The organism is Micromonospora sp. CA-248212 (genome assembly GCF_050948405.1).
In the GTDB taxonomy this organism is placed as follows: Bacteria; Actinomycetota; Actinomycetes; order Mycobacteriales; family Micromonosporaceae; genus Micromonospora.
The window spans coordinates 1,451,356-1,475,348 of record NZ_CP192023.1; the positions used below are offsets into that span (position 1 = coordinate 1,451,356).

General features: G+C 72.0%; 18 protein-coding genes. 13 read left to right on the forward strand and 5 right to left on the reverse strand.

Annotated features, from left to right (window positions below; translation table 11 throughout):
* Positions 1-248: 248 nt before the first annotated feature.
* From smc to ACQP03_RS06870, 4 genes are all read left to right on the forward strand, one after another.
* Positions 249-3,863, forward strand: a complete 3,615-nt coding sequence (smc, locus tag ACQP03_RS06855) for a chromosome segregation protein SMC (protein ID WP_357173264.1) — start codon at positions 249-251, stop codon at positions 3,861-3,863.
* Entirely contained in the window at positions 3,863-4,483 is a 621-nt protein-coding gene (locus tag ACQP03_RS06860) for an HAD family hydrolase (RefSeq protein WP_357131098.1), read from the forward strand. Before smc ends, ACQP03_RS06860 begins: the two co-directional genes overlap by 1 nt.
* Positions 4,484-4,796: 313 nt before the next feature.
* Positions 4,797-5,852: a hypothetical protein gene (locus ACQP03_RS06865; protein ID WP_363660826.1), complete on the forward strand. Its 1,056-nt coding sequence runs from the start codon at positions 4,797-4,799 to the stop codon at positions 5,850-5,852.
* Positions 5,853-5,863: 11 nt separating this feature from the next.
* A complete protein-coding gene (locus ACQP03_RS06870) occupies positions 5,864-7,009 on the forward strand; it encodes a hypothetical protein (RefSeq protein ID WP_363660827.1) in 1,146 nt (381 codons plus the stop codon).
* Between the two features lie 244 nt (positions 7,010-7,253).
* On the opposite strand, the gene ACQP03_RS06875 is transcribed toward ACQP03_RS06870, so the two are convergent.
* From ACQP03_RS06875 to ACQP03_RS06895, 5 genes are all read right to left on the reverse strand, one after another.
* A complete protein-coding gene (locus tag ACQP03_RS06875; protein ID WP_357131092.1) occupies positions 7,254-7,775 on the reverse strand; it encodes a DinB family protein in 522 nt (173 codons plus the stop codon).
* A gap of 45 nt (positions 7,776-7,820) precedes the next feature.
* Positions 7,821-8,315, reverse strand: coding sequence for a universal stress protein (locus ACQP03_RS06880; protein ID WP_355051558.1), 495 nt, complete (start codon positions 8,313-8,315; stop codon positions 7,821-7,823).
* Between the two features lie 9 nt (positions 8,316-8,324).
* Positions 8,325-9,935 (reverse strand): MDR family MFS transporter, encoded by a 1,611-nt coding sequence (locus ACQP03_RS06885; protein ID WP_357131089.1) that lies wholly within the window; start codon positions 9,933-9,935, stop codon positions 8,325-8,327.
* An 82-nt stretch (positions 9,936-10,017) separates the two neighbouring features.
* Positions 10,018-10,458 carry a MarR family winged helix-turn-helix transcriptional regulator gene (locus tag ACQP03_RS06890; RefSeq protein WP_357131086.1) on the reverse strand — a complete coding sequence of 147 codons (441 nt, stop codon included), beginning with the start codon at positions 10,456-10,458 and terminating at the stop codon, positions 10,018-10,020.
* Between the two features lie 26 nt (positions 10,459-10,484).
* Entirely contained in the window at positions 10,485-12,197 is a 1,713-nt protein-coding gene (locus ACQP03_RS06895; protein WP_363660828.1) for an alkaline phosphatase D family protein, read from the reverse strand.
* Between the two features lie 83 nt (positions 12,198-12,280).
* Here ACQP03_RS06895 and ftsY point away from each other — a divergent pair, with 83 nt between their 5' ends.
* The 9 genes from ftsY (at position 12,281) to ACQP03_RS06940 (ending at position 23,842) form a co-directional block, all read left to right on the forward strand.
* Positions 12,281-13,462, forward strand: coding sequence for a signal recognition particle-docking protein FtsY (gene ftsY / locus ACQP03_RS06900; protein ID WP_357131081.1), 1,182 nt, complete (start codon positions 12,281-12,283; stop codon positions 13,460-13,462).
* 6 nt (positions 13,463-13,468) lie between these two features.
* Positions 13,469-14,332: an aminoglycoside phosphotransferase family protein gene (locus ACQP03_RS06905; RefSeq protein ID WP_357131078.1), complete on the forward strand. Its 864-nt coding sequence runs from the start codon at positions 13,469-13,471 to the stop codon at positions 14,330-14,332.
* 275 nt (positions 14,333-14,607) lie between these two features.
* The gene (locus tag ACQP03_RS06910) at positions 14,608-16,017 is read left to right on the forward strand and encodes an ammonium transporter (RefSeq protein WP_357131075.1); all 1,410 of its coding nucleotides are present in this window, start codon (positions 14,608-14,610) and stop codon (positions 16,015-16,017) included.
* Between the two features lie 25 nt (positions 16,018-16,042).
* On the forward strand, positions 16,043-16,381 hold the full coding sequence (locus ACQP03_RS06915; RefSeq protein ID WP_007456507.1) for a P-II family nitrogen regulator: 339 nt from the start codon (positions 16,043-16,045) through the stop codon (positions 16,379-16,381).
* A 17-nt stretch (positions 16,382-16,398) separates the two neighbouring features.
* Entirely contained in the window at positions 16,399-18,675 is a 2,277-nt protein-coding gene (locus ACQP03_RS06920) for a [protein-PII] uridylyltransferase (RefSeq protein ID WP_357173280.1), read from the forward strand.
* A gap of 513 nt (positions 18,676-19,188) precedes the next feature.
* Complete coding sequence (locus ACQP03_RS06925; protein WP_357131069.1) at positions 19,189-20,367, forward strand: sensor histidine kinase; 1,179 nt, start codon at positions 19,189-19,191, stop codon at positions 20,365-20,367.
* On the forward strand, positions 20,364-21,020 hold the full coding sequence (locus ACQP03_RS06930) for a response regulator transcription factor (RefSeq protein ID WP_357131066.1): 657 nt from the start codon (positions 20,364-20,366) through the stop codon (positions 21,018-21,020). Before ACQP03_RS06925 ends, ACQP03_RS06930 begins: the two co-directional genes overlap by 4 nt.
* Positions 21,021-21,129: 109 nt before the next feature.
* Positions 21,130-22,683 (forward strand): signal recognition particle protein, encoded by a 1,554-nt coding sequence (gene ffh, locus ACQP03_RS06935; protein ID WP_357131063.1) that lies wholly within the window; start codon positions 21,130-21,132, stop codon positions 22,681-22,683.
* A gap of 79 nt (positions 22,684-22,762) precedes the next feature.
* Positions 22,763-23,842: an amidohydrolase family protein gene (locus tag ACQP03_RS06940; RefSeq protein ID WP_433460594.1), complete on the forward strand. Its 1,080-nt coding sequence runs from the start codon at positions 22,763-22,765 to the stop codon at positions 23,840-23,842.
* Positions 23,843-23,993 lie beyond the last annotated feature (151 nt).

Below are 23,993 nucleotides of genomic sequence, written 5' to 3' on the forward strand. Positions count from 1 at the left end.
GCTCTCAAGCGCTCCCGCAGTTTCGACAGAACGCCGGCTGGCACCTTTCGATCATGAGCGGTGTTTGTCTTTCCGCCACCGCCGCGACGAGACCAGGGCCACCTCCCGCCTGACGGGGAGCGCGGGTCGTCGCCCCGGCCGGGGCGGGTCGCGTGCCGGGCGGGTGCCGTCACCGGGTTAGTCTGCGGGTTCACCCAGGTCCCCGCAGCCGGCGACGGTACGGCGGCCACCGGACGAGGATCGAGAAGGTGTATCTCAAGAGCCTGACGGTGAAGGGCTTCAAGTCCTTCGCCTCCGCCACGACGTTGAAGCTGGAGCCCGGGATCACCTGCGTGGTGGGCCCGAACGGCTCCGGCAAGTCGAACGTCGTCGACGCCATCGCCTGGGTGCTCGGCGAACAGGGCGCCAAGGCGCTGCGCGGCGGCAAGATGGAGGACGTCATCTTCGCCGGCACCGCCGGCCGTGCCCCGCTGGGCCGCGCCGAGGTCACCCTCACCATCGACAACACCGACGGCGCGCTGCCGATCGAGTACACCGAGGTCTCCATCACCCGCCGGATGTTCCGCTCGGGCGAGAGCGAGTACGAGATCAACGGCAACACCTGCCGACTTCTCGACATCCAGGAGCTGCTGTCCGACTCCGGCATCGGCCGGGAGATGCACATCATCGTCGGGCAGGGCCGCCTGGACGGCATGCTGCACGCCAAGCCGGAAGACCGCCGCTCGTTCATCGAGGAGGCGGCTGGCGTCCTCAAGCACCGCAAGCGCAAGGAAAAGGCGCTGCGCAAGCTCGACGCGATGCAAACCAACCTGAACCGGCTCACCGACCTCACCGCCGAGCTGCGCCGTCAGCTCAAGCCGCTCGGCCGGCAGGCCGAGGTCGCCCGCCGGGCGGCCGCCATCCAGGCCAACCTGCGCGACGCCCGGCTGCGGCTGCTCGCCGACGACCTGGCCACCCTGCGGACCACGCTCGACCGGGAGATCGCCGACGAGACCGCGCTGCGGGAGCGTCGCGAGCAGATCGAGGGCGAACACGCCGAGGTGCAGGGCCGGCTCGGCGAGTTGGAGGCCGCCCTCGCCGAGGACGCGCCGCTGCTCGCCGCGGCGCAGGACACCTGGTACAAGCTGTCCGCGCTGCAGGAGCGGTTCCGCTCGATCGAACAGCTCGCCCGGGAGCGGCTGCGGCACCTCAGCGCCAGCGGCGACGACGAACGGCCCGGCCGCGACCCCGACCAGTTGGAGGCCGAGGCCGAGCGCGTCCGCGAGCAGGAGGAGGAGCTGCGCGCGGCGCTCACCGACGACCAGATCCGGCTGGCCGAGGCGGTCGAGCACCGCCAGGAGCTGGAACGGCAGCTCGCCGCCGCCGAGCGCGAGCTGGTCGCCGCCGCCAAGGCCATCGCCGACCGACGCGAGGGCCTGGCCCGCCTCACCGGCCAGGTCAACTCGGCCCGCGCCCGGACCACCAGCGCCGGTGAGGAGATCGAACGCCTCGCCGTCGCGCACGCCGACGCGCTGGGTCGCGCCGAACAGGCGCAGGCCGACCTGGACGAGGTCGCCGCCCAGTCCACCGAGGCGGACCGGGACAACGCGGACCTGGACGCCCGGCACGCCGAGGCGCTCGCCGTCCAGGAGCGCGCCCAGGCGGCCGTCCGGTCGCTTGCCGACGCCGAGCGGGCCGCGGAAAAGGACGCCGCCACCTGGAAGGCCCGCGAGGAGGCCCTGGCGCTGGGCCTGCGGCGCAAGGACGGCGCCGGGGCGCTGCTGGCCCGCGCCGGGGACGTACCCGGCCTGCTCGGCAGCCTGGCCGGGCTGCTCACCGTCGCGCCCGGACACGAGGCCGCGTTGGCCGCCGCGCTCGGCGGTCTCGCCGACGCGGTCGCCGTCAGCGGGGTGGACGAGGCCGTCGAGGCGATGCGGCTGCTCAAGATCTCCGACGCCGGGCGGGCCGGTCTGCTGGTCGGCAGCCCCGCCGGGCCCGGCATGACCGGATCGGCCGATGCGCTGCGCCCGAAGCTCCCCGACGGCGCCCGCTGGGCTCCCGACCTGGTGGAGTGCGCGCCCGACATCCGGCCGGCGGTGCACCGGGCGCTGCGTGACGTGGCGCTCGTCGACGATCTCGCGGCGGCGGCCGAGCTGGTCGCCGGCAACCCCGAGCTGCGGGCCGTCACGCCGGACGGTGACGTGGTCGGGGCGTACGCGGCGGCCGGCGGGTCGGCCAAGGCGCCCAGCTACATCGAGGTGCAGGCGGCCGTCGAGGAGGCCCGCGCCAACCGGCTCACCGCCGAGCGGACCGGCGCGGAGCTGCGCGACCAGCTCGTCGAGGCGCGCGCCGAGGTGACGACCGCGAAGGAGGCCGTGCAGCACGCCGCCGCCGAGAAGCGGGAGGCGGAGAGCCACCGCAACGCCGCCGCCCGCCGGCTCGCCGAGCTGGGCGCGGCCGCCCGTTCCGCCAAGGCGGAGACCGACCGGCTCGGCGAGTCCCACGCGCGCGCCGAGGCCGCCCGGCAGCGGGATCTCGCCACGCTCGACGAGCTCCAGGAGCGGCTGCGGCTGGCCGAGGAGACCCCGGTCGACGCCGAGCCCTCCACCGAGGAGCGGGACCAGCTCGCCGCCATGGTGCCGCAGGCCCGGCAGAACGAGATGGAGGTCCGGCTCGCGGTGCGTACCGCCGAAGAGCGCGTCTCCTCGATCGCCGGCCGGGCCGACTCGCTCGCCCGGCAGGCCACCGCGGAACGTGCCGCGCGCGAACGCGCCGCCGCCCGGCGGGCCGCGCGCGCCCGGGGCGCGGGCATCGCCCGGGCCGTGGCGGGCGGAGCGCGCGCGGCGCTCACCCGGCTCACCACGTCGATCGCGACGGCCGAGCAGCACCGCGACGCCGTCGCGCGCGAACGCGCCGCCCGCGAGGCGGAGCTTCAGGAGGTACGCGGAGCGGCCAAGCGCCTCGGCGCCGAGCTGGAGCGGCTGACCAGCCAGGTGCACCGCGACGAGGTGGCCCGCGCGGAGCAGCGGCTGCGGATCGAGCAACTGGAGGCGAAGGCCGCCGAGGACTTCGGGCTGGACGTGGAGACCCTCGTCGCCGAGTACGGCCCGAGCCAGCTCGTCCCACCGACCCAGGTCGACGTGGCCGCCGCCGAACGCGACGGTCTGCCGGTGCCCGAGCCGGTGCGCTACGAGCGGCCGGTGCAGGAGAAACGGGCCGCCAAGGCGGAACGCGAACTCGCCCTGCTCGGCAAGGTCAACCCCCTCGCGTTGGAGGAGTTCGCGGCGCTGGAGGAGCGCTTCAAGTTCCTCTCCGAGCAGTTGGAGGACCTCAAGGCCACCCGACGGGACCTGCTCACCGTCGTCAAGGACGTGGACGAGCGGATCCTGGAGGTCTTCGCCAGCGCCTTCGAGGACACCGCGCGCGAGTTCCAGCAGGTGTTCACGGTGCTCTTCCCCGGCGGCGAGGGCCGGCTCATCCTCACCGACCCCGAGGACCTGCTCACCACCGGCGTCGAGGTCGAGGCCCGCCCGCCGGGCAAGAAGATCAAGCGCCTGTCGCTGCTCTCCGGTGGCGAGCGGTCGCTGACCGCCGTGGCCATGCTCGTGGCGATCTTCCGCGCCCGGCCCAGCCCGTTCTACATCATGGACGAGGTGGAGGCGGCCCTGGACGACGTGAACCTGGGCCGGCTCATCACGCTGCTGGCACAGTTGCGGGAGAAGAGTCAGCTGATCGTCATCACGCACCAGAAGCGGACGATGGAGATCGCCGACGCGCTCTACGGGGTGACCATGCGCAGCGGGGTCACCCAGGTGATCAGTCAACGGCTCAACCGAACCGACGAGGACGACCAGCGGCCCGGCCGCGGCGAGGAGAACGGGTAGTGGCTCGGGAACGCGCGAAGGCGCTCCTGCTGGACTTCGACGGCGTACTGCGCCGGTGGGACCCGGCGGTGGCCGCCGACGTCGAGCGGGAGTACGGCCTCTCCGAAGGGGTGCTCACCGAGATCGCCATGCAGTGGGGGAGGCTCCAGCCGGTGCTCACCGGCCAGGTCAGCCACGCCGACTGGGTGAGCAGCGTGGCCGACGCGCTCGCTGAGCCGGCCGGCGGGCCGGACCGGGCCCGCGCGGCCGTCGAGCAGTGGCAGCGCTACCGGGGCGAGGTGGACACCGAGGTGCTCGACTTCGTCCGGGAGGTGCGCGCCGCCGGCATTCCCGTCGGCCTGGGCACCAACGCCACCGACCTGCTCGACGCCGACCTCGCCGTGCTCGGCCTGGTCGGCGAGTTCGACGTGGTGGTCAACTCGTCCACCCTCGGCGTGCACAAGCCCGCTCCGGAGTACTTCCAGGCCGCCTGCCAGGCGCTGGCCACCCCACCGGCCCGGGTGCTCTTCGTCGACGACGAGGACTGGGCGGTACGGGGCGCCCGCGCCGCCGGGCTGTCGGCCCACCGCTGGGGCGGCCACGCCGACCTGCGCTACCTGCGGGCCGCGCTGGCGGCGTGAGGAACGATCAGCGCAGGCCGGGGACCTGGGTGACCGTGAACGGCCGGGCTGGACTGGGCGCGTGGAGCTGACTGTTCCCAGTGCAGACGGCCGGCGGTGGTCGGTGACTGCGACCGGCCCCCTCCAGCGGTCAGCCCGGGTACGTGTCCGGGCACGCCGGCAGGAACGGCCGTAGCTCCCGGCCCCGCATTGATTCGACTTGACCCGGTGACGCGGTGAACTTTCGTGATGGGCGCACCGTAGGGGAGTTGGACCCGGCCACCCGTACGAGAGGAGCAGAAACATGCCCCGACGCCCCAGAGCTTATGATCCGATGGCCTACGACGAGGTCATCGCCGACCCTGGCGTCGCCGATGCCCGCCTCGTGATGGCCTGGGCACACGCCTCCGGCAGATTGAATCCCAAAACCAGGAAATACACTGACCTGAACCAGAAAGTGTTGGACGACTTTGCCGATTCTCACGGGCTCCCCTCCGGCTACTACACACTGAAGCGGAAGGGTTCCGAACACCTCCTGCAGGACCATCCTGAGCGTGCCCCTGGCGGCGTCAACCTGGGAGCTGTGGCAGCTCAGCGAATTCGACCGCCCGCCGGATGGGGGCGTGTTTTCACAGCGGCGGCGTATCAGGAGGTCATTGATTTACCTGGGCTCGCCGATCCCCTGCTAGTAGCGGCCTGGGCGCATGAAACGGGTCGTCTGTCCCGCTTGGACATAGCCAGGGTGACTCCGGGGGTGGTGAACGATTTTGCCACCGCACACGGGCTACCCGCAGGCTCGTACACCCTCATCTACAGCGGCGAAGGCTCGGTCTACTCGCCGAAGTCTTACCGGCTGCAATCGAACCCGGATCTTTTTCCCGGCGGCGCGGACCCAAATTCTGCGGCACCCATCAGGATCCGCCCACCCGACGGCTGGGGGCGAAATTATGAAAGGCTGGCTTACGATGAGGTCATCGACAACCCAGAAGTCGCCGATGTCAAACTCCTCGTAAGATGGGCGCGGGCGACCGGCCGACTCCCCGCTTCGGGAACAATCGACAAAGTCGGCCGGGACATGTTGGTGGACTTCGCCGCCGACCACGGGCTCCCCCCGGCCTCATACACCCTCACCTACGACGGTCGCGGCAGCGCCGTATCGACGAAGTCATATCGGCTGCGGGCACACCGCGAGAATTTCCCCAACGGTGCCGATCGAGCGTGGGCAGCGGCGAAGAGGATGCAGTTTTCCCTCGCGGGGGAAAACCCTATGCGCCGGCCGCCTACCTGGACGTCATATTCAGCCCCGGCATCGTCGACGGCCGGCTCGCCTTGGCCTGGGCGCGGGAGACCGGCCGACTCGCTGACCCGAAATCTGGACTGGCGAACTTGAGACAGGGGGTGTTGAACGACTTCGCCACTGCCCACGGATTGCCCAACGGGTATTACACTCTCGCCAAAGTGGGTCGTGAATATTTCGTGGAGTCACACCCGGACCGCGCGCCCTATGGTGCCGACATGACCCAGGCGGCAGCTCAAAAAATTCCCCTGCCCGCCGGCTGGGTGAGAACCTTTACGCCCGCCGCCTACCAGGAAGTCATCGACAATCCATGCATCGTCGATGACCGACTCCTGCAAGCCTGGGCTCGCGACACCGGCCGGCTCGCCCACGCCAGCAGTTCAAACATGACCGTGGCTGTGTTGAACGATTTCACCGATGCCCATGGACTCCCCAGAGGTTCGTACACCCTGCCCAGAGAGGGCGGGAACTGCTTCCTACAGTCACACCCCGACCGCTTCCCCTATGGTGCCAACCCGGAACAGGCGGCGGCGGCCAGGATCAGTCTGCCGGCGGGCTGGCGACCGGGCGTTCCCGCCGAGGCCCGCCAGCACGACCAGGTTCTCGACCCGCTTGGCAACCGGCTGCCCGCACCAGGAGCACCCGCCCTTGCCTATTCGGCGCCCTCCGGGCAGTACGCCGCCGACCCTGCGCCGCAGGGCGACTATGCGCAAAATCCGTACGAGTTTGCGTCCTCGGCGCAATTCCAGTACGCCGGTCCAGGACCGGCAGGACCGGATCTGAGGTACCCGAGCGTAAATCCCTATGCGGTCGAGGCCCAGCCGCCGCTCGCGCTCCAACGATCCCATCCCTCCCACGACGTCAGTGGGTACACATCTGACTACGGGACGAGCGCGTCCTACGGCTTCAACCAGCCCACCACCGATGCCTCCCGATACACCGGATACTCCGAGAGCGGAGGTCCCAACCCTTCCTCCGCCGGCCCGAGCCTGTCCAATTACCACGACTACGCCCGAGTCGTCAGCGCGCCGAACTATCAGTACGGCAGCAGCAGCGTCAACCAGGAAGCCATCAGCTACACGACACAACAGATGGACTCCATGAGCATCACGACCAACAGTTGGCAGCATGACGTGGCAGGCGTCCAGTCATCAGCGCGCCCGGCGAACCAACAGGCCGACTACAGCTTCGACGAAGTGCGGCCACCGACTCCCGAACAGGGGCGCAGAAAACACCGCCGACGCCGTTAGCTGTCGAAGACCGTCGCAGGCGCACCCTGGCGCGGTCAGACGCGCGGCGGCGAGGTCGGGGCTACCCGGCCCCGACCTGGGCTGTCCCGCCGCCCGGACTCCGCCTCGGCTCGACCGCCCTTATGAAACAGGCCCTGGAAGCGGGTGGCTGGGCCCGCCTGGTGCCGACCTACCCGACCCCGCCGGTTCGTCGGTGCTGCCTACGCCGCTGGGCGCGCACACGCTGGCGGCCGGGCGGATGGGGTCACTCGCCGGTGACGCCGTCGATGCGTTCCCGGATCAGGTCGGCGTGGCCGTTGTGCCGGGCGTACTCCTCGATCATGTGCACGTACAACCAGCGCAGGTTGAAGGTGCGCTTCTTGCTGCCGACCTCGATGAACGTCTCGTCGAGGGAGTGCCCGGCGGCGACCGCGCGGGCCAGTGCCACCTCCCGGTGGAAGGTGGCGAAGTCCGCCTCGGCGTCGGCGGCGCTCACGTCGTGGTCGGCGTCCGGGTTCTCGGGCGTGAAGTACGGGTAGTCGACCCGCTCGCCGGCGAAGCACTCCCGGAACCACCACGCCTCCACCTCGGCGAGGTGCCGGACGAGGCCGAGCAGGGTCAGCCCGGACGGCTCGACGCTCGGCGTGCGCAACTGCTCCTCGGTGAGGCCCGCGCACTTGAGCAGCAGTGTCTGCCGGTGGTAGTCGAGCCAGCCGTCGAGCATCGTGCGCTCGTCGCCGACGTACGGTTCGGGGGTCCGGGTGAGCTCCGGTGCGGTCCACGTCATGGCGCGCATCCTGCCCGGGACGTGGGACAACACGCGACGGGTTATTCAGGGCACCACGACGACGGGCCAGTGCCCCTTGCGAACCAGCCGGGTGGCGACCGAGCCGACCAGCCGGTGCCCGGCCTGTTCGGACGCGCCCACCACGACCATGTCGGCCCGGAACTCGTCGGCCGCCGCACACAGCTCGGCGTACGCGTCGCCGCGTCGGCACAGCAGCGTCACCGGAATGCCCAGCTGCTCGGCCCCGCGTCGGCACTCCCGGCGCAGCTCGTCGGCCAGCTCGTCGTGGGTGCGCTGGACCGCGCCGGCGTCCATCCCGGGCACCAGGGAGGTGAGGCCGCTCGCCGAGCTGACGAAGACCACCACGAGCGCGGCGCCCTGGCGGCGGGCCAGCCCTGCGGCGTAGGAGCCGGCCCGCCCGGAGGTGCGGGTGCCGTCGACGCCCACCATGATCACCCTCGGGCCGTCGGTGCCGCGCTCGAAGGGAAGCGAGCTGACCCGGGGGCCGTACTCCTCGCGGTCCGGTGCTCCCACGCCCATGGCTCTACCTCACCTCTGCTCACCGGCGGGCACCGCGCCAGCGCCTACGACAGGATTCGATTCCCGCTCGCCCCCGCCGGAAACCGGGCTGCCGTTGTGCTGCCGCAGCGGCACTTCCTTGATGAAGAGCACGGCGATCAACGCGATCAGCGCGAACGGGGCGGCGGCCAGGAAGATGTCACCGGCGCCGTGGCCGTACGCGGCCTCCACCACCACCCGCAGCGGGCCGGGCAGGGCGTGCACGTCGGGCAGGGTGCCGCCGCTGCCGGAGCTGGACGCGGGGATGCCGAGCTGGGACAGTCCGTCGGCGGTGTAGTCCTTGACCTTGTGGGCGAGGACCGCGCCGAGGGCGGAGACGCCGATCGCGCCGCCCAGGCTGCGGAAGAACGCCACCACCGAGCTGGCCGCGCCGAGCTCGTGCGTGCCGACGGTGTTCTGCACGGCGAGGACGAGGTTCTGCATGGTGAGGCCCAGGCCGACGCCGACCAGCAGCATGTAGACGCTGAGCAGGGCGTAGCTGGTGTCCGCGCGCAGCGTGCCCATGAGCGCGAAGCCGACGGTGAGCAGCGCCGAACCGGCTACCAGGAACCGCTTCCAGCGGCCGGTCTTCGTGATGATCCGTCCGCCCACGGTCGAGGCGACCAGCAGGCCGAGGATCATCGGCAGGGTCATCAGGCCGGCCATCGTCGGGGACTCGCCCCGGCTGATCTGGAAGTACTGGCCCAGGAAGATCGACGCGCCGAACAGGCCCACGCCCACCGCGACGCTGGCGACGACGGCGAGGGTGATCGTCCGGTTGCGGAACAGCCGCGGCGGGATCATCGGCTCGGCGGCGCGGGTCTCCACCCGGATGGCGAGCGCGCCGAGGAGCAGGGCGCCGAGCACCATGGCGACGGTCTGCCAGGACGCCCAGGCGAACTGGTCGCCGGCCAGGGAGACCCAGATCAGCAGCACCGAGACCGCCGCCGTGATCAGGGTGGCGCCCCACCAGTCGATCTGTGCCCGGCGCTTGACCACCGGCAGGTGCAGGGTCTTCTGGAGCACGACGAGCGCGGCGATGGCGAACGGCACGCCGACGTAGAAGCACCAGCGCCAGCCGAGCCACGAGGTGTCGACGATCACGCCGCCGATCAGCGGGCCGCCGATGGTGCCGACGGCCATCACGGCGCCCAGGTAGCCGCTGTAGCGGCCCCGCTCGCGCGGCGCGATGATCGTCGCCAGGATCACCTGGGCCAGCGCGGTGAGGCCACCGGCGCCGACGCCCTGGAGCACCCGGCAGGCGATCAGCTCGCTGGTGCCCTGCGCCAGGCCGGCCAGCACCGAGCCCAAGACGTAGATGCCCAGGGCGAGCTGGACCAGTGTCTTCTTACTGGTCAAATCGGCTAGTTTGCCCCAAATTGGGGTGGTCGCGGTGGTCGCGAGCAGCGCCGAGGTGACCACCCAGGTGTAGGCGGACTGACCGCCGTGCAGCTCCGTGATGATCCGCGGCAGCGCGTTCGAGACGACCGTGGAGGAGAGGATCGCGACGAACATGCCAAGCAGCAGCCCGGAGAGGGCCTCCAGGATCTGCCGGTGGGTCATGTCGACGGCGGGCGCTCGGGACGCTGTCGCCTGGGTCATCGTGTGGTGCCTCCAGCCTTGACGCTTTGGTTGCCTCAAGCAACAACTGGGGAGAAGGTGACAACATTCCCCACGTCACGGGTCATCTCCAGGAATCGTTGAACCGGCCGAGGAGCCGAGCGAACTCCTCCACGTCCCGGGCCGGCCAGTCGTCCAGCGCCCGCAGGAACTCGCCCAACCGGGCGGACCGGGCCACGTCGAACCGTCGCTGGCCCTCCTCGGTGAGGCTGATCTGCGCCGCCCGCCGGTCACTCGGGTCGGGCTCGCGGTGCACCAGGCCGAGTGCCTCCAACCCGTTGATCTGCCGGCTGAGCGTTCCCTTGCCCACGCCGAGCCGCGCCGCCAGCTCGGTCAGCCGGATCGACCCGCTGCGCCGCAACCAGAGCAGCAGCCCGTAGGTGTTCGGTTCGAGGGTCGGGTGCACCTCGCGGGCGATCTCCCAGGAGACCGCCCGCCCGCGACGCAGCAGCGCGGTCAGCTCGTGCTCGACGGCCCGGATCGGTTCCGGCTGATGCTCGCTCACGGCCTAGAGAGTACGGCGAGGCCCGGTCACCCGTCGCCGGAGAGGCGGCGGCTCATCACCGGGCGTAGGTGCCCGTCGCTGGTCGTACCCTCGATGATCACCTCAGCCTGCCGGCCCCGGTGGGTCAGAGTGGCGACCGCATTGCCGAAGTAGGGCCCGGCCAGCTTGCGCCAGCGCACCCCCGGCCGCCGGACACCCGCCGAGCGGGCCAGCGCCCGGGTGGCCCCCGCCGGGCCCGACGACCAGCCCATCTTCATCAGCGGTCGGATGCCGGCCGGCACCTGGTTGTGGATCGGCGAGCAGGTGAGCTGGTGCACCGGCGTGACCACCGCGGGGTCGGCGAACCGGGCCCGGGCCACGTACGAGTGGTGCACGTCCCCGGAGAGCACGCTGATCGACGCCGGTGGGGCGTACGCCGGGCCGGCGCCGACCCGTGCGCCGGGCGCTCTCGGCGTGCCGGTGCCGATCCGGGCGAACGTCTCACCGAGCGCCTCGAAGGACCGTCGGAACGCCGCCCAGTGCTCCAGATCGAGAGCCCGGCGCAGCTTCTCGGCCGTCCGGGCCACCCACGGCCGGCGCGAGTCGGCCAGCTTCTCGTTCCACGCCTCGATGTGGTGGATGCCCTGGGGCAGCAGCCAGGGCAGCGAGGCGCCCACCACGAGGTGGTCGTAGACGCCGTGGGCCTGGTCCAGGAACCACGACCACTCACCCGGCGGCAGCATCGCCCGGCTGCCCGGCTCGAGCACCCGGCTGCACCTGTTGTCGAGCATGACCAGTCGGGTACGCCCCAGGTCGAGCGCGTAGCTCCACTGGTACTGCACGGCCCGCCAGCGCTCGGTGTCGTGTGCCAGGTCGGCCTCCTGGTCGACCCGGTGCCCGAACTCGCGCAGCACGCCGGTGGCGTCCTCGGCGGCGACGACCTTGGCGAAGACCGGGTCGGCGGCGATCTCGTCCGGCGCGAGGTTGCCCAGGTGCTGGTAGACCCAGTACGAGGCCAGCCCGCTGCCGATCCGTTCGGCCCACCACGGCTGCTCGCGCATCTCGGCACGCCACGACGCCGAGGTGTTCCAGTCGTCGATGATCTCGTGATCGTCGAAGATCATCACGCTGGGCACGGTGGAGAGCAGCCAGCGGATCTCCGGATCACGCCACGACTCCAGGTAGAGCTTCGTGTACTCGTCGAAGCTCACCACCTGGTCGGCCGGAGCGCCCTTCGGCCGCCGACGGCGTCGGCGCAGCAGCCGACGCACGGTCGGTGAGGTGACATCGGCGTACACCTGGTCACCGAGGAGCACCAGCAGGTCCGGCAGCGGGTTCGACTCCGGGTCCGCCATCGACCGCCGGGCGTACGCGTCCAGGGCGTCCGGCGGGAGCTTGCGGGTGGTGGCGTGCTGGGTGGTCTCGCGACACGAACCGAAGATCAGGTTGACCGGCTGGTCCAGGTCGTCGACCGCCCGGGTACGGATGACGCTGGGCGGGAAGCCGCTGCTCTCCACGGGCCACACCAACTCGTCGTCGACCAGCACCTCGTACGTGGTGGTGCTGTCCGGGGTGAGGCCCTCCACCACGACGAGGGCGTAGTGGTGGTCGTACGCCGAGAAGGTGGGCGCGGTGCCGGTGGCGCCGTCGGCGGTGCGGACGGTGACCACGGCGGGCGCGGCGGTCTCCACCCAGATCGTCGCCCGAGTGTCGACCACTCGCCGCAGAAGTGGGCCGATCAGGAGGTGTGCGGCGGGCATGACGCGAGCCTACCGCCGGTTTCCGGACACCGGCCGGGTGCGGTGGCTGGGACGGCGTCGCCGGCATCTGACAGGATTCCGGCATGGCCGAATATCTCGTCCTCGCTCTGGTCCTGCTCGGTGTGCTGATCGTCGGCACAGTCGGGCTGGTCGTGCCCCGTCTGCGGCGGCGGCCCGAGCCTCCGCTGCCGCGCACCGAGGTCGACACCCGGGCCGAAGAGGATCTCGCCGGTCCGCCGGTCGAGGCACCAGAGTCCGATCTGTCCACCGGTGTCCTGGTCGAGCCGCCGCCGGTGCTCGAACCGCAGGTCGAGGTCCCCGAGCCGACCGCCGGGCGGCTGGTCCGGCTCCGCTCCCGCCTGTCGCGCTCGCAGAACGTGTTCGGCAAGGGCCTGCTCGGCCTGCTCGCCCGCGACCACCTCGACGAGGACGTCTGGGAGGAGATCGAGGACAGCCTGATCACCGCCGACGTCGGCGTCGACGCGACCCGCGACATCGTCGACCGGCTGCGCGAGCAGACCCGCGTGCTGGGCACCCGCTCGGCCGGTGAGCTGCGCGCGCTGCTCGCCGCCGAGCTGGTCAACGCCCTCGACCCGAGCATGGACCGTTCGCTGCGCACCGCCCCCAAGGACGGCGTGCCGGCGGTCGTGCTGGTCGTCGGCGTCAACGGCGCCGGCAAGACCACCACGTGCGGCAAGGTCGCCCGGGTGCTGGTCGCCGACGGCCGTACCGTGCTGCTCGGCGCCGCCGACACCTTCCGGGCCGCCGCCGCCGACCAGTTGCAGACCTGGGGCGAACGGGTCGGCGCGGAGACCGTGCGGGGCCCCGAGGCGGCCGACCCGGCCAGCGTGGCCTTCGACGCCGTCAAGCGGGGCATCGACACCGGCGTGGACACGGTGCTCATCGACACCGCCGGTCGCCTGCAGAACAAGGTCGGCCTGATGGACGAGCTGGGCAAGGTCAAACGCGTCGTGGAGAAGCAGGGACCGATCGACGAGACGCTGCTCATCCTCGACGCCACGACCGGCCAGAACGGTCTGGAGCAGGCCCGGGTCTTCACCGAGGTGGTCAACGTGACCGGCGTGGTGCTGACCAAGCTCGACGGCACCGCCAAGGGCGGCATCGTGATCGCCGTACAGCGCAAGCTCGGCATCCCGGTCAAGCTCGTCGGTCTCGGCGAGGGCAAGGACGACCTCGCGCCGTTCGACCCGGCGCAGTTCGTCGACGCGCTGCTGGGCACCGAGCCCGCTGGACGGGACGCGTAGTCTCGGGTGACCAGTGACGATCGCGCGTACGCGGGCTGGCGTGATCCCGGCCATTCCTCGCAGCGCCTCGGGAGACCGTACGTGACTTCGCAGGAGATCCCGCTGCACGGCGGGAACGTGAGCACCGTGGTCCGGGTCGGCGACACGGTCCGTCGCAACGCCGGGCCGTGGACCCCGTCTGTGCACGCCCTGCTCCGGCACCTGGAGTACGTCGGCTTCACCGGCGCTCCGCGGGCGCTCGGGATGGACGAGCGCAACCGTGAGGTGCTGTCGTACCTGGAGGGGGAGTGCGGGGAGTACCCGCTCGCCCCGCACTGGGTGACCGACGAGGCGCTGGTCACCGTCGCCACCATGCTGCGGATGTTCCACGACGCGCAGTACGGCTTCGCCCCGCCGACGGGGGCCGTCTGGCGCTCGTTCGGCCCTCCGCCGCCGGACACCGAGGTGATCTGCCACCACGACGCCGCCCCGCACAACGTGATCTGGCGTCCGGACGGCACCCTCGGGCTGATCGACTTCGACCTCGCCTCGCCCGGCGCGCGGATCTACGACGTGGCGTACGCGGCGTGGACGTGGGTGCCGATCTTCGCCGACCGGGACTCGATCACCCTGGGCTGGAAGCACCCGGACCGCCCGCGCCGGCTGCGTCTGTTCGCCGACGCGTACGGGTTGATCCCGCGGGACCGGCACCGACTGATCCGCACCATCCGCAAGCGGATCGTGGATCACGTCGAGGGCATCCGCCGGATGGCCGCCGCCGGTGAGCCGGCGTTCGTCCGGATCGTGCACAAGGGGCACCTGCGGCGTCCGATGCGCGACCTGCGGCTGCTCGACTACGAGCGGCACGCTCTGGAGAACGCCCTCCGCTGAGCGCGGACCGGTCGATGCTCGGCCGGGCCCGTCAAGCGGACCGGTCGATGGGCCTGGCCGGTCAGCCATCGACGTGCGCCGTCCGAACGATCCACCATTGTCCATGCCGCCGACTGTGCGGACTCCGTGACACGTACGAAACAAGCCGTCACGAATTGGAAACCCGCACGGGACCCTGGGTGAAACAGCCGGCAACAAAGCTTCCGCGCAACCGGCCTACGGGCGACGCTGCCCCGGAAAGCCGCGAAGGAGGACTTCACCTTTAGGAGGCCAGCGTGCCTGAAGCACCGACGATCGACGGCGCCAATACTACGTGGCTGCTGGTTTCGACCGCGCTCGTGCTGCTCATGACCCCGGGACTGGCGCTGTTCTACGGCGGCCTCAACCGGGCCAAGGGCGTACTCAACATGATGATGATGAGCTTCTCCGCCATCGGGCTCATCTCTATTCTGTGGTGGTTTTACGGCTTCAGCGTCGCCTTCGGGACCGACGTGAACGGCTTCTGGGGCGACCCGGGCGCGTACCTCGGCACCAAGACCTTCCTCGCCGAGACCGACCTGTGGGGCGCGACGACGGAGAACCCCAGCGGCATCGGCATTCCGCTCTACGTGTTCATGGCCTTCCAGATGGTCTTCGCCGTGATCACCGTCGCGCTGATCAGCGGTGCCATCGCCGACCGGGCCAAGTTCGCCGGCTGGCTGCTGTTCGCGTTCGGCTGGGCCACCCTGGTCTACTTCCCGGTCGCCCACTGGGTGTGGGGCGGCGGCATCATCGGCGGTGACATCCACGCGCTGGACTTCGCCGGCGGTACCGCGGTGCACATCAACGCCGGTGCGGCGGCCCTGGCCGTGGCACTGGTGCTCGGCAAGCGTCTCGGCTGGCCCCGCGAGGGCATGAAGCCGCACAACATCCCGCTCGTCGCGCTCGGCGCCGGTCTGCTGTGGTTCGGCTGGTTCGGCTTCAACGCCGGCTCGGAGCTGACCGTCGACGGGGTCGCCGGTCTCGCCTTCATCAACACCCAGCTCGCCACCGCCGCCGCGGTGCTCGGCTGGATCGCGGTCGAGTGGGTCAAGGACCGCAAGCCGACCATGGTCGGTGCCTCGTCCGGCGCGGTCGCCGGCCTGGTCGCCATCACCCCGGCCTGTGGCTTCATCGCCCCGTGGGCGTCCGTCCTGCTCGGCATCGTCGCCGGCATCGTGTGCGCGCTCGCCGTCAGCCTGAAGTACAAGCTGGGCTACGACGACTCCCTCGACGTGGTCGGCGTGCACTTCGTCGGTGGCTGGATCGGCTCGCTCTGGCTCGGCCTGTTCGCCACCAACTCGGTCAACGCCGCGATCAGCGACGTGGTCGGCGCCTCCGACGGCCTGTTCTACGGTGGCGGCGTGACCCAGCTCGGTCGGCAGGCCCTGGCCGGCCTGATCGTCACCGCCTGGTCGTTCGGCATCGCCTGGGTGCTCGCCTTCGTCATCGAGAAGACGATCGGCTTCCGCGTCAAGAACGAGGCCGAGGTCGAGGGCATCGACATCGCCGAGCACGCCGAGAGCAGCTACGACCTGTCCCCGTCCGGCGGCGGCACGGGTGGCGCGTTCGCGATGGCCGGCATCGGCACCCCCGGTGGCGCGCCGAGCACCGCCGCTCCCGAGACCGACTCCACCGAGCCGGTCAGCGCCAAGGTCGCCGGTTAACGTTCCTTAGATGGAGGGGTTGGACATGAAGCTGGTGACCGCGGTCATCAAGCCGTACCAGCTGGACGCGGTGAAGGAGGCTCTGCACGCCCTGGGCGTGGCCGGGCTGACCGTCAGCGAGGTCCAGGGGTACGGACGGCAGAAGGGGCACACCGAGGTCTACCGGGGTGCCGAGTACACGGTCGAGTTCCTGCCCAAGATCCGGGTCGAGGTGCTCACCGACGAGATCGACGTGGAAAAGATCGTGGACGCCATTGTCGGCGCCGCCCGTACGGGCAAGATCGGCGACGGCAAGGTCTGGGTCACCGGTGTCGAAGAGGTCGTCCGGGTACGTACCGGCGAACGCGGCCTCGACGCCCTCTGATCCGGACCACGACTGACATGACCTCGTTGATCAAGAAGAACGCGTCAGGAAACGCCGAGAACGGTGACGCGAACCTCTTGATCAACGAGGTCGTCGGCGTACCCGGGGGGATCGGGGAGGCCGCCCGAGTGGGGCGGGCGGCCGCGTACGACGAGTTCCTGCGTGGGCTGCTGCCCGTGCGCGACGGTGTCGCGCTGATGGCCGTCGGGGGCCTGGGGCGGCGGCAGTGCGCCCCCTACGGCGACCTCGACCTGGTGCTGCTGCACGCCGGAGTGCCCGGCACGGACGAGTTGGCCGCCTCGGTCTGGTATCCGATCTGGGACGCCGGACTGCGCCTCGACCACTCCGTGCGGACCGTCTCCGAGGCCCTGTCGGTGGCCCAGGACGACGTCAAGGTCGCCCTCGGGCTGCTCGACGCCCGCCTGGTGGCCGGCGACCAGGCCCTGGCCGACGCCCTGACCCGCACCGCCGCCGACCACTGGCGACGGACCGCCGTGCGGCAGCTCCCGGGGCTGCGTGAGATCACCGTCGCCCGCTGGCAGGCGCACGGCGAGCTGGCCTTCCTCCTCGAAGGCGACCTCAAGGAGGCCGCCGGCGGGCTGCGCGACGTGGGGTTGCTGCGCGCGATCTCCGCCGCCGGGATCACCGACGCGCTGCGTCCCGCCGTCCGCGCCGCCCACCTGCGGCTGCTGGACACCCGTGACGCCCTGCACCAGCAGGTCGGCCGCCGGGTCGACCGACTGGTCGCCCAGGAACGCGACGGCGTCGCCGCGCTGCTCGGTCTGGAAGACGGCGACGCCCTCCTGCGGCGGGTGGCCGGGGACGCCCGCACGGTCAGCCACGCCCTCGACGACGCCTTCCGCGCCGCCGACCGGCTGCGCTCGGGCCGCTCCCGGGGTGGGAACGGCAGCCCGGTACGTCGGCCCGTGGCCCGGGACGTGGTCGAGCACGACGGCGAGCTGGTGCTGGCCCGGACGGCGATCGGCGCGCGCCCCGACCCGAGCCTGTCCCTGCGGGTGGCCGCCGCGGCGGCCACCACCCGACTGCCGATCGCGCGGGCCACCTGCGAGTGGCTGGCCGCGTACTGCCCTCCGCTGCCCGCGCCCTGGCCGGCCGAGGCCCGGGCCGCGCTCACCACGCTGCTGGGCGCCGGTCCCGGCCTGGTGCCGGCCTGGGAAACCTGCGACAGGTACGGGCTGGTGGACGGCTGGCTGCCCGAGTGGACCCGGCTGCGCAGCCTGCCCCAGCACAACCCGGTGCACCGATACACCCTCGACCGGCACCTCGTGCAGGCCGCCCACGAGGCCAGCCGGCACGCCCGCGAGGTGGACCGTCCCGACCTGCTGCTGCTCGGCGCCCTGCTGCACGACATCGGCAAGGGCCTGCCCGGCGACCACAGCACCGTCGGGGTGCCGCTCGCCGAGACGGTGGCGACCCGCGTCGGGCTGCCCGCCCCGGAGGTGGCGCTGATCGGCACGCTCGTCCGGCTGCACCTGCTCCTGCCGGACGTGGCCACCCGGCGGGACCTCGCCGATCCGGTGACCATCGCGTCGGTCGCCGAGGCGGTGGGCGACACCGGCACGCTCGACCTGCTGCACGCCCTCGTCCGCGCCGACGCCGCCGCCACCGGCCCGGCCGCCTGGTCGGACTGGAAGGGCCGACTCGTCGCCGAACTGGTCGCCCGCGTCCGTACCGCCCTGGACACCGGTGTGCTGCCCGAGCCCCCGGCCCCGGACCCGGCGCTGCTGGCCGGGCCGCTGCCGGTCGTCCACCTCACCGGAGACCGGGTGGCGGTGGCCGCCGCCGACCGGCGGGGACTGCTCGCCACGGTGGCCGGCTGCCTCGCCCTGCACCGACTGGAGGTGCTCTCCGCCGACGCCTCGGTGGTCGACGGCCGAGCGCTCGTCGAGTGCCGGGTGCAACCCCGCTACGGCCTACCGGCCGACCCGGTCCCGCTCCGTGCCGACCTGCGCCGCGCGGTCGCCGGCGACGTGTCCGTCACCCAACGGCTGCGGGGTCGTGCGCTCGCCGCCCGGGGCAGCGGCGCCGCACCCCGGGTCGTCTGGCACCGCGAGGCGGCCACCGACGCCGTCCTGCTCGAACTTCGCGCGGCCGACGCCGCCGGGCTGCTCTACCGGGTGGCCGGCGCGCTCGACGAGGCGGGTGCCCTGGTCCGGGCCGCACGGATCTCGACCCTCGGCGCGGACGTCGTCGACGCCTTCTACCTCGTGGGCGGCTGGCCGGACGACGCCACCCGGGCCCGCCTGGAGGCCGCGGTCCTGGCCGCCGTCTGACCAGCGATGCGCGCCGTGCGACGGCCCGCGCTGGCCGTGTTGGGCCCGCGCTGGCCGTGTTGGGCCCGCGCTGGCCGTGTTGGGCCCGCGCTGGCCGTGTTGGGCCCGCGCTGGCCGTCGTGGGTCGGCGCTCGTCGTGGGCCCTGCGAAGCCTTGGGATGCCCGCGGCCCGCATGCGCCACTTCGCGGCTGATGACTCAGTGGCATCAAGATGCCACCGAGTCATCACGCTTGTTGCAGCGCCCGCTCCACACACTCCGGCCGCCATACGCCGCGCCCGCTCAGACGCTGCCGGCCCCTCGGGCGCCTGCGGCGTCGCCGCGCTACCGCCACCGGCGGCATCCGTGCGTCGTCGGCTGTCGGCATCTGTGCGTCGCCGGCTCGCGGGCCCACTCGGCGGCTGGGGCCGGGATTACCTGGGCGAGGTGAGGTCGTGGCTACGTTCGGGGACGTAGCGGCGGTGCCGCTCGTGGACGCACGTCAGGAGACGTCTGCGCGGGCAGAATGACGGCCATGCGAGGGAACGGGTGGCGTGGGCGGGACGCGGTGTCGGACGCCGTGCTTGCCCTCGTGCTGTTCGGGTTCGGACAACTCGCCACCGGGCTGGCCGGGGACAACCAGCCGGGCTCGATGCCGGTTGACGCCCTCTGCCGGGCACTGATCGCACTCGCCGCGCTCGCCCTGCTGCTCCGACGGCGTGCTCCCGTGGCGACTCTCGTCGTGGTTACGCTTGCCACCTCGACGTACCTGGTGCTCGGCTACCCGTACGGGCCGATTCTGCTCGCGTTCCTGCTCGCGGTGTACACCGTGGCGGTGCGACTGCCGGTGCGTCCGGCGGCGCTCGCCGGCAGCGGCGCGTTCGTGGTGCTGCTGGCGCATGTCTTCGCCTCGCGCGGCCCCGCGCCGGGCTGGACCGGAGTGCTGCCCGCGTCGGCCTGGGTGGTCGTACCGTTCGCGGTGGGTGTGGTGGTGCGGGTCAGCCGGGAGGCGGCCGCCCGTACCCGAGCCGAGGAGGCCCGTGAGCGTGCCGAGCAGGGTCGGCGGCAGGCCGACGAGGAGCGGCTGCGCATCGCCCAGGAGGTGCACGACGTGGTGGGGCACGGGTTGGCCGCGATCAGCATGCAGGCGGACATCGCCCTGCACCTGCTGCCGAAACGGCCGGAGCAGGCGGAGATCGCGCTGACCGCCATCAGCCGCACCAGCCGGGAGGCGCTGGACGAGCTGCGGGTCACGTTGGGCGCGGTGCGGCGGGGCGCGGAGCGTGAGCCCGTGCCCGGTCTGGCGCGGCTCCCCGCACTGCGCGACCGCCTGGCGGGCGCCGGTCTCGCCGTCGACCTGCGCCTGGCCGGTGACCCACGGGAGTTGCCGGCGGCGGTCGACCTGGCCGCGTACCGGGTGGTGCAGGAGGCGTTGACGAACGTGCTGCGGCACGCCGAGGTGGCGCGTGCCGAGGTGACCGTGACCTACCGGGCCGACGAGGTGACGGTCGAGGTCACCGATCGGGGCGTCGGCGTCCCGGGCCGGCTCGACGCGGCCGGCGACCTCGAACCGGCCGACGGCCGGTCCGGCGGGCACGGGCTGGCCGGCATGCGGGAGCGGGTGACGGCGTTGGGCGGGCGGCTGAGCGTCGGACCGCGCTCGGCCGGCGGGTTCCGCGTGTGGGCCCGGCTGCCGGTGGAGCCGTCCCCATGATCCGGGTGCTGATCGCCGACGACCAGGACCTGGTCCGCCTCGGGCTGCGGGCGCTGGTGGAGAGCGAGGACGACCTGGCGCTCGCCGGTGAGGCCGCCGACGGGTTGCGGGCGGTCGAGCTGGCCCGGCGGGAGCGGCCGGACGTCGTCCTGATGGACATCCGGATGCCGGGCATCGACGGGATCGAGGCGACCCGGCGGATCGTCGCCGATCCCGACCTGACCGGTACGCGGGTGGTGGTACTCACCACCTTCGAGCTGGACGAGTACGTCTTCGACGCGCTGCGCCACGGCGCGAGTGGGTTCCTCACCAAGGACACCCGGCCGCCGGAGCTGCTGCGGGCGATCCGGCTGGTCGCCGAGGGGGAGGCGCTGCTGTCGCCGTCGGTGACCCGCCGGGTGGTGCGGGAGTTCGCCACCCGGCCGTCGCGGGCACCCCGTCCGCACCCCCGACTGGACACGCTCACCGACCGGGAACGCCAGGTGGTGGGCCTGGTCGGTGAGGGGCTGAACAACGAGGAGATAGCCGCCCGGTTGGTGGTCAGCCCGGCGACCGCCCGGACACACGTCAGCCGGGCGATGGGCAAGCTGGCAGCCCGGGACCGGGCCCAGCTCGTCGTCTTCGCGTACCAATCGGGCTTGGTTCCGGGGTGAGGCCGGGCCGCCAGCGGCCGTGCGGCCGGGCGGCTACCCTAGCGGTGGCCGGACTCCGCAGTGCCGGCCGCGTTGTGCCCGCCGGAACACTGACAAACGGGATGTTCGCGTGTTTGACACCTTGAGTGACCGCCTGTCCGGGATCTTCACCAAGCTCCGCGGCAAGGGACGGCTCACCGACGCCGACATCGACGCCACCGCGCGTGAGATCCGCCTCGCGCTGCTGGAGGCGGATGTCGCGCTGCCGGTGGTCAAGGGCTTCATCGCGGCCGTCAAGGAGCGCGCCCGCAGCGCCGAGGTCTCCCAGGCGCTCAACCCGGCCCAGCAGATCATCAAGATCGTCAACGAAGAGCTGATCAACGTGCTCGGCGGCGAGGGGCGACGACTCCAGTTCGCCAAGCAGCCGCCGACCGTGATCATGTTGGCCGGCCTCCAGGGCTCGGGTAAGACCACCCTCGCCGGCAAGCTGGCCCGCTGGCTCAAGGGTCAGGGCCACCAGCCGCTGCTGGTCGCCGCCGACCTCCAGCGCCCCAACGCCGTCGGGCAGCTCCAGGTGCTCGGTGGTCGGGCCGGGGTCGAGGTGTACGCGCCGGAGCCCGGCAACGGCACCGGCGACCCGGTGCAGGTGGCCCGCGCGTCGATCGAGCACGCCAAGCGCGCCGCCCGGGACATCGTCATTGTCGACACCGCCGGCCGGCTCGGTATCGACGCCGAGATGATGCAGCAGGCCGCCGACATCCGCGACGCCGTCTCCCCGGACGAGGTCATCTTCGTCATCGACGCGATGGTCGGTCAGGACGCCGTCCGCACCGCCGAGGCGTTCCGCGACGGCGTCGGCATCACCGGCGTGGTGCTCTCCAAGCTCGACGGTGACGCCCGTGGTGGTGCCGCGCTGTCGGTTCGCGAGGTCACCGGGCAGCCGATCCTGTTCGCGTCCACCGGTGAGAAGCTGGAGGACTTCGACGTCTTCCACCCCGACCGGATGGCCAGCCGGATCCTCGGCATGGGCGACGTCCTCACTCTGATCGAGCAGGCCGAGCAGGCCTTCGACTCCGATCAGAAGGAGAAGATGACCGCCAAGCTGATGGGCGGCGAGCAGTTCACGCTTGACGACTTCCTCGACCAGCTCATCGCGGTACGGCGGATGGGTCCGATCGCCAACGTGCTGGCCATGATGCCGGGCATGGGTCAGATGAAGGACCAGCTCGCCGAGTTGGACGACAGCCACTTCGACCGGGTCACCGCGATCATCCGGTCGATGACCCCGGGCGAGCGCAACAACCCGAAGATCATCAACGGCTCCCGCCGGGCGCGTATCGCCAACGGTTCCGGAGTCACCGTCATGGACGTCAACCAGCTGCTCAACCGCTTCGCCGACGCGCAGAAGATGATGAAGCAGATGGGCGGCATGATGGGCCTGCCCGGTGCTGGCCGCCGCAAGGCGACCAAGTCGCCGAAGAACAAGCGCAAGGGCACCAAGGGCGGCGGTCGTCCGCGTACCGGCGCCGGGATGCCGGCCGGCTTCCCGGGTGGCATGCCGCAGCTCCCGCCGGGGATGGACCCGAACGACCTGGCGGCTGGCCAGGGCCTCCCGCCCGGCTTCAAGCTCCCGAAGATCGACTTCAACAAGCTCGGCAAGGGCGGCGACAAGGGCCCGCGCTGACGCGGACCTGCCCGCGCTGACCAGCCGGAAGAACGACCTGCTCGCCCCCGAGGGGGAGTGATCGGGTAGGACTGTGCGCATGGCCCTTCATGTGCGCGGCGTGCTGCTCCCCGACGACGAGGTCCGGGACCTCTGGCTGGTCGGCGACCGGGTGACCTTCACCCCGGTCCCCGACGCGGAGACCGTCGTCGACGGCGGGTTCGTGCTGCCGGGGCTGGTCGACGCGCACTGCCACCTCGGCATCGCCCGAGGTGGGGCCCCGATCACCTCGCTCGACCAGGCCCGCGAACTGGCCCACATCGACCGGGACGCCGGGGTGCTGGCGATCCGGGACGCCGGCTCGCCGTACCCGTACCCCGAGTTGGACGACGAACCCGACCTGCCGCGACTGGCCCGCGCGGGCCGGCATGTCGCCCCGCCGAAGCGCTACCTGCGGGACATCGGCGTCGAGGTCGACGCCGCCGATGTGGCCGCGACGGTGGCCGCCCAGGCCAAGGCCGGCAACGGCTGGGTCAAGCTGGTCGGCGACTGGATCGACCGTGGCGTGGGCGACCTCGCGCCGGCCTGGGACGCCGACACCCTGACCGCCGCCGTGCGGGCCGCGCACGACGCCGGGGTACGCGCCGCCGTGCACACCTTCTCCGAGGCCGCCGTCGAGATCATGGTGCGCGCCGGGGTGGACTCGGTCGAGCACGGCACCGGCCTGAGCCTCGACCTGATCGACGAGATGGCCCGCCGGGGCACCGCGCTCGTCCCCACAATGATCAACATCGCGACCTTCGGCGGGATCGCCGAACAGGCGCAAGCCAAGTTCCCCGGGTACGCCGAACACATGCTCGCGCTGCGCGACCGCTTCCCCGAGGTGGTGCGGGCCGCCCACGAGGCGGGTGTGCCGATCTACGTGGGCACCGACGCCGGCGGCGGCATCGACCACGGGCTGGCCGCCGAAGAAATGCTGCTGCTGCACGAGCGGGCCGGCATGCCCGCCGAGGACGTACTCGCCGCCGCCTCCTGGGGCGCCCGGGAATGGCTCGGCTTTCCCGGGCTGGTCGAGGGCGGTCTCGCCGACCTGACGGTCTACCCCGAGGATCCCCGCCGCGACCTGCGGGTCGTCCGTGCCCCGTCCCGCACGATCCTGCGCGGCCGAGTGGTGCGCTGACCCGTCTGCGCTGGGCCGTGCTGGGCCGTGCTGGGCCGTGCTGGGCCGTGCTGGGCCGTGCTGGGCCGTGCTGGGCCGGGCTGGGCCGGGCTGGGCCGGGCTGGGCCGGGCTGGGCCGTGCTGGGCCGGGCTGGGCCGGGCTGGGCCGGGC

Bases quoted from the DNA above. Each gene is read 5' to 3' on its own strand.
- ACQP03_RS06915 (WP_007456507.1), top strand. From the start codon at position 16,043: ATGAAGCTGGTGACCGCGGTCATCAAGCCGTACCAGCTGGACGCGGTG.
- ACQP03_RS06930 (WP_357131066.1), top strand. From the start codon at position 20,364: ATGATCCGGGTGCTGATCGCCGACGACCAGGACCTGGTCCGCCTCGGG.
- ACQP03_RS06885 (WP_357131089.1), bottom strand. From the start codon at position 9,935: ATGACCCAGGCGACAGCGTCCCGAGCGCCCGCCGTCGACATGACCCAC.
- ACQP03_RS06865 (WP_363660826.1), top strand. From the start codon at position 4,797: ATGGCCTACGACGAGGTCATCGCCGACCCTGGCGTCGCCGATGCCCGC.
- ACQP03_RS06925 (WP_357131069.1), top strand. From the start codon at position 19,189: ATGCGAGGGAACGGGTGGCGTGGGCGGGACGCGGTGTCGGACGCCGTG.
- ACQP03_RS06895 (WP_363660828.1), bottom strand. From the start codon at position 12,197: ATGCCCGCCGCACACCTCCTGATCGGCCCACTTCTGCGGCGAGTGGTC.
- ACQP03_RS06920 (WP_357173280.1), top strand. From the start codon at position 16,399: ATGACCTCGTTGATCAAGAAGAACGCGTCAGGAAACGCCGAGAACGGT.
- ftsY (WP_357131081.1), top strand. From the start codon at position 12,281: ATGGCCGAATATCTCGTCCTCGCTCTGGTCCTGCTCGGTGTGCTGATC.
- ACQP03_RS06875 (WP_357131092.1), bottom strand. From the start codon at position 7,775: ATGACGTGGACCGCACCGGAGCTCACCCGGACCCCCGAACCGTACGTC.
- ACQP03_RS06880 (WP_355051558.1), bottom strand. From the start codon at position 8,315: ATGGGCGTGGGAGCACCGGACCGCGAGGAGTACGGCCCCCGGGTCAGC.
- ACQP03_RS06940 (WP_433460594.1), top strand. From the start codon at position 22,763: ATGGCCCTTCATGTGCGCGGCGTGCTGCTCCCCGACGACGAGGTCCGG.